General features: G+C 49.2%; 11 protein-coding genes. All 11 read right to left on the bottom strand.

Translation table 11 applies throughout. The features are described from left to right. Positions 1-778 precede the first annotated feature (778 nt). Positions 779-1,282, bottom strand: a complete 504-nt coding sequence (locus ACE3QM_RS04570) for a hypothetical protein (RefSeq protein WP_374420571.1) — start codon at positions 1,280-1,282, stop codon at positions 779-781. A 113-nt stretch (positions 1,283-1,395) separates the two neighbouring features. Continuing rightward, on the bottom strand, positions 1,396-1,932 hold the full coding sequence (locus ACE3QM_RS04565) for a hypothetical protein (protein WP_374420569.1): 537 nt from the start codon (positions 1,930-1,932) through the stop codon (positions 1,396-1,398). Positions 1,933-2,577: 645 nt separating this feature from the next. Beyond that, on the bottom strand, positions 2,578-3,045 hold the full coding sequence (locus ACE3QM_RS04560; protein ID WP_374420567.1) for a hypothetical protein: 468 nt from the start codon (positions 3,043-3,045) through the stop codon (positions 2,578-2,580). A gap of 574 nt (positions 3,046-3,619) precedes the next feature. Continuing rightward, positions 3,620-3,814, bottom strand: coding sequence for a hypothetical protein (locus ACE3QM_RS04555; RefSeq protein ID WP_374420565.1), 195 nt, complete (start codon positions 3,812-3,814; stop codon positions 3,620-3,622). Positions 3,815-4,125: 311 nt separating this feature from the next. Beyond that, on the bottom strand, positions 4,126-4,524 hold the full coding sequence (locus tag ACE3QM_RS04550; protein ID WP_374420563.1) for a hypothetical protein: 399 nt from the start codon (positions 4,522-4,524) through the stop codon (positions 4,126-4,128). A gap of 12 nt (positions 4,525-4,536) precedes the next feature. Beyond that, positions 4,537-5,016 (bottom strand): hypothetical protein, encoded by a 480-nt coding sequence (locus tag ACE3QM_RS04545; RefSeq protein ID WP_374420561.1) that lies wholly within the window; start codon positions 5,014-5,016, stop codon positions 4,537-4,539. A 126-nt stretch (positions 5,017-5,142) separates the two neighbouring features. Further along, on the bottom strand, positions 5,143-5,760 hold the full coding sequence (locus ACE3QM_RS04540; protein WP_374420559.1) for a hypothetical protein: 618 nt from the start codon (positions 5,758-5,760) through the stop codon (positions 5,143-5,145). 634 nt (positions 5,761-6,394) lie between these two features. Beyond that, on the bottom strand, positions 6,395-6,874 hold the full coding sequence (locus ACE3QM_RS04535) for a hypothetical protein (protein ID WP_374420557.1): 480 nt from the start codon (positions 6,872-6,874) through the stop codon (positions 6,395-6,397). Between the two features lie 445 nt (positions 6,875-7,319). After that, positions 7,320-7,589: a colicin immunity domain-containing protein gene (locus tag ACE3QM_RS04530; RefSeq protein ID WP_374420555.1), complete on the bottom strand. Its 270-nt coding sequence runs from the start codon at positions 7,587-7,589 to the stop codon at positions 7,320-7,322. Positions 7,590-8,227: 638 nt separating this feature from the next. Next, positions 8,228-9,493 (bottom strand): nitronate monooxygenase, encoded by a 1,266-nt coding sequence (locus ACE3QM_RS04525; RefSeq protein WP_374420553.1) that lies wholly within the window; start codon positions 9,491-9,493, stop codon positions 8,228-8,230. Between the two features lie 195 nt (positions 9,494-9,688). Beyond that, positions 9,689-11,698 carry a M13 family metallopeptidase gene (locus tag ACE3QM_RS04520; protein ID WP_374420552.1) on the bottom strand — a complete coding sequence of 670 codons (2,010 nt, stop codon included), beginning with the start codon at positions 11,696-11,698 and terminating at the stop codon, positions 9,689-9,691. Between the last annotated feature and the right edge of the window lie 366 nt (positions 11,699-12,064).

Below are 12,064 nucleotides of genomic sequence, written 5' to 3'. Positions count from 1 at the left end.
TCAAAAGGCGACCTACCTGATTTTTTAAAATCTGAATATATTTTTTTACTCAGCAACTTCAGGCTCTGGGCTGCACGAACACCCAGATCCGGGTGCTGTTTCAACACTTCCTCTTCAAGCAAGCCAAACTCACCCGTTACTTCATAAGCATGGCTCAATATATCATGGCACAAAAAAATCTATTCTGCATTACTCTTTTAAAATTCCAAAAAACACCGGCACACTCTTCCTTTGCCGCCACTGAAATCAAATCATACATATGGGTCGCATCATCCGGGTGAACATGAAATGACACAAATAATACTTGATCAATTCCTTTCACATACGGCCCAGAGCAAAACCACCCCCTCACGGTTATTGTCTCAAGCAGACGCTTAAAAACCTGCGACGCTCTTTCCTCTTCCAGATAACTGAACCCATCCACTCTAAAACCCTCCTTTTTGAATTTGTGGGACATAAAAGTTTAGAGCATTCGGCTCATGCAAGCGCCAAGCCCCAGGATCGTGCATCAACGACACCTGTGCCACTAGCACTTTAGAAATAAGCGGCTCAAAAAACACTTACCATCCGCAAAAATTCAATAATGAGCAAACCAAGGCCCTCCTTAACATTCACCCCCACTGCACCACAAAAAAATGAGCATCCAATGGTTAAAATAAAAGCGTTGCACACCGGCAACACATATCACTTTCATCACTTACAAAAACACCAAGATCCCTCCTAAAGCCGCCATGAAAATTATCACGTCCGCAGCCAGGCCCCACAATAAATTCACAAACTACTTTGTGCTCTGAAGCAAAGACAAACCGCTAATACTTTCCTCGGGCAACCCTCTTACAAAAACCCAGCAAAGTCTTCCTGAAAATCCAATTCCAAATTCAACACAATCAGACACGACAATCCACTCCGTCGTGTCAACATCAGCCCAAGCAATCATTATCTTATTTGAATCATAGAAAACCCGAACCTCAGCCCTCTCATCCAAAAGCATCTCTTCATGCCAGCAATCAACTGAAAAACATGGCACTCCAACCTCTGCTCGCAATGAAGTACTCAGCTCAGGAACACCACGCTCAAAACAATCAAAAATCACCAAAGAAAAGCTGGCCACCACCCCACTTTTTCGATCAACCCCTATTTCAATTAATGAACTCTTAAAATTACCCAGCCTCCAATAAACACAATTACAACTCTCTCCATCAGTCAAATCAAATTTAAATGGAAGATAGTCTCCAAATTCAGCGACCACCTTCTCGTCTCGTTTCAATCCTATTATTTTCAACAGTTCACTCTCTTCTGCCAAGGCGTAAAAAGTAGCGAATCACATTCAAATCCTCACGGACTATTTTTATGTAAACAATCTTCGGCCACTCAAAATTCAGATCATGCACACAGCTACCTTTTAAGTTTTGGAAGAAAAAACTCCTTTCCTGTTTCTCTATCTACAAACACATCCACACCATCATCTTGTCGCAAAAACACCAAATTTGATGAAGCATCAACACCAGCCACAAATTTGCCATTGGCACTCAAAGAGTCAGCATAACGCCATCCTTCTGGCGCCATGACTTTTGCTTTAACAGCCGGAGGCGCAAAGCAAACTGCAACGGGTTGCCTTGGATCATCATCCCAATCCGCACAACCGAACCCTAACCAGTCACAAGAAACCATCGGCCCATGCATTTGATCAACAACCACAAGATCCACAGCGGCTCCATCATCGCCCTTGTACCTCAAGCCCATTCCGCTTAGAGCTTCTACATAACTTCGCGTCTCATGAGGACTCACAAAGTGAACGCATGCCAGTTCACCATCCGAGCGGAGTGTTTTATTTGGGAGCATCCGCATAAAATACGCAATACCCCCAGGCACCTTCTCAACAATCGATCGACAACGAATAACTACCGATATACCTTCAATTAATACTGCCATCAATCACTCCATTTTATTTAGAACGTTGCACCCTATGCCATTGAGTAAATGCCCTCTCGTCAGGCTCATGGCCCAAAGCCTCATAAAATTGAACCCTATCCGCCATTAACAAAGACTCTTCCCTGCAAAAAAATTCAACTGTTTGAACGGATAAATCATATTTCGCGCAAAACACTGGGTCAGTAAATTTTCTACAATACCCCTTTACCAGATCAAGCGCGTACCCCTCAGAACACCCATAGTCCTCCTGCAACTGAAGAACAATCCGCTCAAACAAGAAAATTTCGTCCTCACTTGCTGATGGCAATAACAATTTTGTCTTCACTTTCCCTCCCAAGAGACCTATCAAACAAAACCACTACCTCTTACTCAATTACAACAGTTAGAGCGCCACTTTCTGGTCAGGCCTTCACCCACTCCTTGACAGCATCACCTAATATTGCCCCCACATTTCTCAAACTCAAACACAATAAAAACTCAACATCAGGAGCAAGCTCCTTTTAATTAAAAGCCGCTAACAATACTGCCGAACAAAAAAATCATTAATCTCAACATTGCTCAGCATATTTTCAACTTCAAAATCCAACATATCGGAAACACAAACAACACTCCTCAACTCAAAGGGTAGATCTTCAATTGAGGAGCTCACTGTCGGCGCCAGAAATTTAAAGCAATCCCCCATCTCAACTGCACCTTGGTAGCCGACGGGAAAATCCCCCCCTGAAAACTACCCTCAACCGCATGATAAAGATAAAACCCATGCTTGATTGGAACACTCAAATCCGAGCCTTCCGGAACCCTGCCAAATGACTGCAACAGGCTCGCCTCCACCTGAGCCCTATCAGCCAATCCTCTATTGTTGTACTTAGAATAAAAAACCAACTCATAATTTGCTTCAGGACGATGAAAGCCGTGCTGAAATTTCTCCGACCCCCCCCAAACCAACTCATTCAGTTCATCCAAGCGACTTTCTACATTATCTAGCTGCAGCAAGCTCCTGGGCAAGTTTCCAAACCCATTATTAACCATCATAGCTATCCGGCCATACTTATCCATGCAAAACCAGGTAAATACTGAACCGAACCCAGGTATCCAATCAATATTCAGCACCACTCCGCCCACCTCCTTTTAGAAAAACCATTAGCCAACTACAACAATTAAAAAATGGCCTTTCTTTCACAGAACCCTTCAAAATTGCCAGCGAGTAAGCTACCAAGCTAAAATTAATCTCTTCTGGCCATCCTCATGACGAACAAGCTTATTTGCTGCAGATATGGCCACCTTCAACATCTTTGATATCGCTTATTGTGATCAAGCCAAGACCTGGCTTCATACTCCTTCAGTATCGGCACCCGCCCAATGCTCCAGTAGCAGCTTGGCAAATATCTTCAACAGCGGATGATGCTGCATGTGCACCAGCACGTGCATGCGCTACAAAATACGCAATTTATCAAACCCAAGCAAAAAAACAAAACACTCGACCTCAATAATTTGAGCAAAAAAAAGGCGCACCGGACTAGTGCGCTATTCCCAAATTATGAAGAAGTTCAAAACACATTCCCCATACCCACTGAGATACCAACCTTCTCATACACTTAAAGAAGGTGGCAAATCCAACTTTACTCCACCTAATCATCTCTTCAAAAATTCAGCTAAATAAAACACAAACCATCACTTCATTCATAAATCACTTGACCTCAGTTCTCTCAATCAGCTTAAGCAGGTAACACTCAACAACATCAAGGCTTATTGCCGTCGCATAGGGGCGACTGGGATCTTGCCGTGAACCACCTCGAATCTCAAGTGGAACTTCTTCGCTCAACCACAATTCTTTATGAGGGAAGATAGCATATTGAACAGCATCAATCTCCTCCACTACCATATGCCCGCGCCAAGAATCCTCATACAGCACGTTATGGATTTTTTAAATAAACAAGATCGCACGCTCCCCCACAACTAATGAAACATTCCCCCAAGTTCCAGGTGAGCAGACAAATTCAATTTCTCTACTTAAAAAAACCATGCTCAACGCCGTGTCTAGCCGAGTAAACCTTCTCAACCTTAGCTTTCAAGACTTGAGGCCGTGGAGAGTCAACCACATCGATCAGCACGACACCGTAATTCAAAGCCTTTTTCTCTAAAAAACCATATTCTTTCACTTCCCCCCCTGACTAACAATAGCACCCTTAACGTTCACTCCCCACCACTACTCTTATTCTTACAAACAACAGCCCTTCCACTGCCAGTTAGCTCCATTAGAAAGCCGCGTTCTTTTGAATATATATAGGCATAAAAACCCACAGCCAAAACATCAAACAATCCATCACGGATTCTTCTCAAGCTAGTAAAAACAATTGGCACTCTTGCATCATCCCAGAACAGAGCAACCCTCTCATCCGGATCAAACGCCCCCAAAGCCATCTCAACATCAATCTTCTCACATTCGCCCATGGCCCCCTTCAACAATCTACCCGCAGCAGAAAACAAAAACCCATTTTGAACACCCTCTAAAATTTGCTGAGACTCCCGTTCTGATGCAACTGCACTTTCAGCACCCAGAATATTCATACACTCTGTCAACAGAATATTCACGCCACCCCCACATCAATAATCAATATAACCCCAGTTATCTTCATCTATCGGCGCAGTCAGCTTTGCCACCGGATAGTTGCGCAGACCTTCCAACACTACCGGCAAATCGCTAGCAATCGCCTCATACTCGTCCCGTGGCAAATGATAGGCCGCATGGTAACGTTCCAGATCAAAGCGCTTCAATATCGCCAAGGCCCACGGGTGAAAATTGATCGGCACGTGGTCCCACTCCAAAGCTTTTTTTGCGGTAGCCAACCATATAACAGGGAGATTTTCATTGACCTTACAATATGACTCCCATGCCTCATTAATAACCCACCACAATCTGCCACTTCTTTCTTCAGCGCTGGACTGGTTCCAGATTGCTATCGCCCTTGGATAGTCATACAGGTCAATAAAATACTGTAAAAACTCAATATAAAGTGATTTCCTACCAGGAAAATTATAAACCTGATCAATCAATACATCACTAAGCCTTACCTCTGGAAACATAAGCACCCCATCATTGCAATCACCGCAAACACCTCACACACCGACGCTACCCAGCTAAATTACACACCCTTTATTTCCACCAAATCAAATGAAACTATTCTTACCAGGATTAACCATGTAACACCATCACTCCCCTGGCCACTTCCACTCTTGACTTTCCCGAATTCTCCTTTTCTCTTCTTTAGCCCCCTCCAGCCAACCTTCATTGATTGCTTCTTTGAAAACCGAGATTCTGGTCACATATTGATCAGGATACAGATCTACATTAGCTAAAAAATTGGTCATAATAGACACCCCACCTACACTAGAGTCTGGCACATGTGACTCGTCAGCCGAATCGTAGTACAACTCACAATGATCAACAATTTTCTGCACACCCTCGCCGAATCCACAGTCAAACCATTTTCCTTTATAGCAAACCGCTTCAGCGACAGGATTAACTCCCTCCTCCCCACAAACACTAGGCAGCCTTGCCTCCACACAACCAATTACACCTTGCTCAACAGCCACAAACAAAAGAATATCTAGGCTTTCATAGTCACCAAATGATTCCTCCACATAAAAAACATAAGAGCCCGACTTCTCCAACCTTAACACTGGACCATGATCAAACTGAAACCTATCACTGCCACCCAAACGACATTGTTCAAGACCCCTCTCAAAAACATCAACCGGAGTGCTCAACTTAATTCCAGCCAAAGATTGAAATGGAATAACTGGCGCATCCCAAGTAAACCGTTTCAAAAGCCTTCTCCACCATCAAGCCTACCCCTGTGAAACATTGACGACTACAACCAGTCGCCCCTCATAGCTAAGCAAGCTCTACCTAATTTATTGTAATTTGCACGGCATATTGAAACCTAAGCTGGAACGGTCCACACATAACATAATACAGTCAACCTAAATCCAACCCAAAATGATTTCGCACAAAACAACCTCATCTAGCGATCATTCCACCTCTTATTTTTAAGCAAAATAAAAGCCGCATAGTTTACTTTCAATCTCGCCAACAAATGTTTCCATTCACAAGCCAACACCTTGCCTCTAACCCTAGCTATTTATTGAGAAAATCAGCTAAAACCTTCCCATGCTTCGCCAACAACTTCACCAAAAAGTACGCAGCACCACCAACTTGCCAATGATGTCTCTCCGGATGTTACACAATCCATTCCAAATGATTCTTCAATTATTTTATTACTCACTTTACACCCCCATTTTTAACCCTTTCGGCCAGACCCGTCTAGTAGCCGGCAGGAACACATGGGCACCAGCCTCCAGAGGCATCTCTCATCATATCGCTAGCCAAATCAAAAGCTAAGCTGTAAAAAAGCGGCGTACCGGATTGGCATCCCTCTTTCACGACCAGAGACTTCAGCCTCTAATAATCGATATAGCCCCAGTTATCCTCATCTATCGGCGCAGCCAGCTTTTCCACCGGATAGTTGCGCAGACCTTCCAACACAACCGGCAAATCACGAGTAATCGCCTCGTACTCATCCCGTGGCAAATGATAGGCCGCATGGTAACGTTCCAGATCAAAGTGCTCCAATATCGCCAAGGCCCACGGGTGAAAATTGATTGGTACGTGGTCCCACTCCAAGGCTTTTTTGGCGATAGACAACCATGCAACCGGAAGATTCGCGTTAACTTGGCAGTAAACGTCCCAAGCCTCATTCATTACCCACCAAAATATATGGCTTACCTGATCTGGCGTATAAGTGTCTCGTTCTGCCAACCTCCACTCCGAATCAAAAATGTCATTACAAAATTTAACAGCAGCAAGATACACTACCGGCCTCCCAGAAAAAAGGTATACATCTTCCCCTAACAAGCCATCCAAACACGACATGGCAAACACATTATCTCCTTGAAAAGCTAGTCATCCGCCCCTTCACTGCATCAACAAAGTCACCTTTCGACTTATATGACAGTAAAGCCAGCCCCTCCCACTCAATATTTATCTCTTAAAACAATACTATTTCCACACGCCCCAACTTAGCCAGAACGCCATATTCTTTTGAACTTATAGAAACATAGAGCCCAACAATCAAAGCATAAAGCAGGCCATAATATTAATACTCACCATACAAACCAAAATTACAATATACGCATCAATCAAATTATCTTCTATGCAACATATCTTACCCACCACAATTCTCCAACACGACCCTTAAAATTAATTTCACACCCCTACCTATTAATCAAAAATATGCCTCCAAGCAAAGCGAAACTATCTCTCGAATCTCCAACCATCTCAGCACAAGCCATCCTAATAAGCTTCAAACAGAATAAACCAGCGCCAATCAATACCCCAACTTTCCAACCAAGTCAGCTACTTTACAGCGCAGTTCCAGCTCATCAAACTCATAGTTTTCTTTTTCTGCTTCAGGGTTATAGAGATCTGCCAGGCAAAATATGCTAGACAAACACTCTGAAAGTTTAAACTCATCCTGTAAGATTTCACCACCATCCCTTTCCAATCTCCATAGCTCCATATAGGCTGGAACAAACTCAGCCGCTGACAGCCTTTCATTTAAAAACGACTTTGCAAACCTTAATATCAAAAGACTCATCCTAAAACCCCACCACCTGTACGCTCCCATAAGATTTATAAAATAGGGCAAGCATGCATTAACGCTCATGAAAAATATACTATATATATCAAGCAAACCACGCCTATCCGCCGTTCACTACCCCGCGTACAGCCTCGCACGGGAACGTAATATCTTCTATTGCCAAAATTGTTAGATAATTTTCGGCTTAACCGTAGGGGCAATGGAAGAGAATGGCATTCGGCTGCCCACCCCTTGTCGCTGTCGCTTCAACTGCCACTATTACCTTCTAAGCCATTGATTTGAACACAATCAGATAGGTGGACATCCTAAGAGCCGCTAACAAAACTGCGCAGCGCACCCGGGACAAGGCATGCCGACGCAGGCAGTACCAGTAGTACGATAAGGAGGCGCAACGCAGGATCAGGGATTTTGTTAGCGGGTCTAAACGCTAGGCAATACAAAGCCGCCAGTAGCGGCGGCAATCAAGTCCTTCTGCATCAAGAGACAAGTTAGAGCGTTTATTTTAAATTATTTACATACAATTCAATCTGGATTTTAAATAAAAATACTTGGTAATGAGCTACGTACAAACACTTAGTAATGAATAAAAAAAGACGGGAGCACATGCTCCCGTCTTTTGCTTGAAACTACTCTACTTATGCGATTACTGTGCTCTCCAGCTCCGGCAAGGCAATTTTGTGATCCTTGCTGTATTGGTAGTCGTGGAACACGTGCTCGGCGCTGAGCAGTTGATAGCCGCCGTCATCGCGCCGGACTGTGGTGTCCTTGAGACGGTAGGCATTGTGGCCACAGGTCCAGCAATCGAAATTGCGCATCTGCGTGCACAGACAGGTCTTGTCCCATACCTTGATGCGACGCTCGCCTGGATGGGCGGCCACTTCGCGGTTGTAGGCATCGATATAGGAACAGCCGCCCTTGGCATCCAGCAGATAGCCATAGGCCTCGCAGTTGGGACGGATGCCGTCGCCGATGGCCGGGCAGTGCTTGATCATCCGCATCGGATAGCCGGTGGGAGACAGCTGGTTGACTTCGATATCGTCCTCATTGGCCTTGAAGTATTCCTGCTGCACTTTCTCCGGCAGGCCGCATTCGCGCGCCACGGTGAAGCGGGTGGCCACTTGCACCGCGCCGGCACCCATTTCCAGGAAGTTGGTCGCATCGCTGCCGGTGAACACGCCACCAGCCGGAATCAAGGGGATGTCCAGTTGCTCCGCCCGCAACCAATCGCGGATTTCCACGACGATGGCGGCCAGGTCGTATTGCGCCCAGTCCATGCCGAAGCCGAGGTGGCCGCCGGCCAGCGGGCCTTCCACCACCACGTAGTCCGGCAGGCGATTGCTGCGCGCGCTCTTTTTCAGGAATAGCTGCAGCGCGCGCAAGGAGGAGACGATGATGCCAAGCTTGGCGTCTCGAAAGCGCGGATGGTCTTCCATCAGCGCGAAGGAACCCAGGTGCAGGCCGGCGGCCAGGGTGATGCCGTCGATGCCCGCGTCCAGCGCGGCGTGCATGCGCGTGCGCAAGGTGTCCTTGGGCGCGTTCATGGTCAGCTTTTCCATGCAGTTGATGAAGACCAGGCCGTCGCCGCGCTTGGCTTCCATGGTCTTGCCCACATGCATGCGGGTGGCTTCGGCCAACAGGCCCAAGTCGAACTGCACGACGGACTTGTCGCTGTTCTCGACATTGAATTTGTACTGCTTGAGCTTGTCTTTGACGTATTTGGTGTTGAAGCGGCGGTCGGTCACCGTGGGCACCATGGCGTCGGAAATATGGCCCACGCCACCCAGCCTGGCCGCTTCCAGCGCCAGCGCCGAGGTGGAGATGTCCACGCCCATGCCGCCTATCATGATGGGCACCAGTTCCTGCGTGCCTAGCCGCAGTCTGAAATCGTCAACGCACTTCATTAAATCAGCCTATCTCTCCTGAATGCTGGCGGGCATTATCCGCCTGCCTCTTTGGAAAATCCATTTTTTTAGAGTTTTTGCTCCGAGGACCCAAGCCGGACTCAAAGCACTATGCCCCAGCCAGATTGCAGCCACGCTACACGCAGGACCCAGCGCAAAAGCCGGGGCATGCCCCGGCTTGCCTGGGTTCCGCGCTTACCAGATACGGATGCGCTCATCCTGCGGCTTGAACATCTTGTCGCCCGGTTTGACTTCGAAGGTTTCGACGAAGGCATCGCTATTGCTCGCCGCGCCGATGGCGCGGAATTCGCCCGGCGAGTGCGGGTCGGTCACTAGGCGCGACAGCAAGGCTTCGTCTCGGATCTTGGTGCGCCACACCTGGGCGAAGCCGTAGAAGAAGCGCTGATCGCCGTTCATGCCGTCCAGCACCGGCGCGCTCTTGCCGCCCAATGACAGCTGGTAGGCCTTGTAGGCGATTTGCAGGCCGGCGTTGTCGGCAATGTTTTCGCCCAAGGTCAGCTCGCCGTTGATGTGCTTGCCCGGCAGCGGCTCGTAGGCGTTGTACTGCGCCACCAGCTTGCCAGTCAGTTGGTCGAAGCGAGCGCGGTCTTCCGCCGTCCACCAGTTGCGCATATTGCCATCGCCGTCGAACTGACTGCCCTGATCATCGAAACCGTGGCTGATTTCATGGCCGATCACCGCGCCGATGCCGCCGTAGTTGACCGCGTCGTCGGCCTTGGCGTCAAAGAACGGCGGCTGCAGAATGGCGGCCGGGAACACGATTTCGTTCAGCGAAGGGTTGTAGTAGGCGTTGACGGTCTGCGGCGTCATGCCCCACTCCTCGCGGTCCACCGGTTTGCCCAGCCTGGCCAGCATGCGGCGGTATTCAAAAATCGAGCCGCGCTTGATATTGCCCGCCAGATCGTCGCGCTTGATCTCCAGGCCGCCGTAGTCGCGCCACTTATTGGGGTAGCCTATCTTCAGCATGTATTTGGACAGCTTGTCCTGCGCGGCCTTCTTGGTGGCCGGGCTCATCCAGCTGAGCGTGTCTATGCTCTGGGCGTAAGCCTTCATCAGATTGCCCACCAGCACTTCCATCTTGGCCTTGGATTCCGGCGGGAAGTAGGCTTGCACATAGAGCTTGCCCAACGCCTCGCCCAGATTGCCCTCCACCGCCTTCACGCCGCGCTTCCAGCGCGGCTGCTGTTCCAGGGTGCCGGCCAGCGCCTTGCCGTGGAAGTCGAAGCGGGTCTGGGCCAGGGTGTCGTCCAGATAAGGCGCGTAAGCGTCCAGCGTCTGCACCGTCAGATAGTCCTGCCAGTCTTGCAGCGGCAGCTCCGCCGCCAGCTTGGCCCAGGCCTGCGCATAGCTGGGCTGGTTGACGTTGACCTCGCTGATGCCGCCGGCCTCGGCCGCGTCCAGGAAGGCCTGCCAATCGAAGCCCGGCGCCTGTTTTTTCAGCTCGACCACGCTCATCTTGTTGTAAGTCTTCTGCGGATCGCGGTTCTGCACCTTGCTCCATTGCGCTTCCGCCAACTTGGTTTCCAGCGCGAACACGCGTTGGGCGCGCCGCTCCGGCTCGCTATAGCCGCCCAGCTTGAACAGCTTCAGCAGATAGCCGCGATAAGCCTGGCGCGCCTTCTCGAAGCGCGCGTCCTTGCCCAGGTAGTAATCGCGGTCCGGCAGGCTCAGGCCGTTCTGGTACAGCCCGGCCAGGTACTGGCGCGCGTCCTTGGCGTCCGCTTCCACATAGAAGGCCAGGGGCTGCTGCACGCCCAGGCTTTGCGCCGAACCCATCCAGGCCGCCAGCGCGCGCTTGTCCTTCAAGGCGGCGATTTCCGCCAACTCGCCGCGCAACGGCACCAGGCCCAGCTTGTTCAGCGCGGCCTCGTCCATGAAGCTGTGATACAGATCGCCTATCTTCTGCGCCTCCGGCGAAGCACCCGGCTGAGCCGCGGCGCTTTCTATCAGCTTGCGGCTGCGCTCCAGGCTCAGGTCGCGCAATTGCTTGAAGGCGCCGTCGTTGTCTTCCGACGCCGGCAACACCGCGTGCTTGACCCAGTTGCCGTTGACCGCGTGATAGATATCGTCCTGCGCTCGCACCGCGCTGTCGAAATGCTGCTTGTCGATGCCGGTGGCAACGCCGGCCTGCGCCTGCCAGGCCAGCAGCAGGCTGGCGGCAAGCAGGGCTAACTTCATTTTCATGTTGTTTCCTTTCTCTCTATTTCTCTGCGGCCCTGTTTTCCTTATTTTGGTTCCGGCGGAAAGTTGGGACCGGCTCACAGGTGCAAAACAAAGGCAGCCCGCGGGCTGCCTTTTCAAAAAAGCGGTCCAGTATCACTTTTCATGACAAAGACAACTTTATGCGCAAGCTTATAAAGGATCTGACCTAGAGGGGCTTAGAGTGGCTAACAAAACTCAGTTTTACGGCTGAGGCAAGGCGCGCCGACACAGACAGTACATTGAGTACGGCAAGTCGGCGCAACGCAGCATCAGGAGTTTGGTTAGCCGCTCTTATTGCACGAATTGTTCCGACCCTACAATCCCCAGCTTGGTCACCCCCAAACGCTG

Source organism: Chromobacterium sp. (assembly GCF_041912965.1).
In the GTDB taxonomy this organism is placed as follows: Bacteria; Pseudomonadota; Gammaproteobacteria; order Burkholderiales; family Chromobacteriaceae; genus Chromobacterium; species Chromobacterium aquaticum.
The sequence above is the reverse complement of the archived record's forward strand: the minus strand, read 5'-3'. Positions and strand labels throughout refer to the sequence as shown.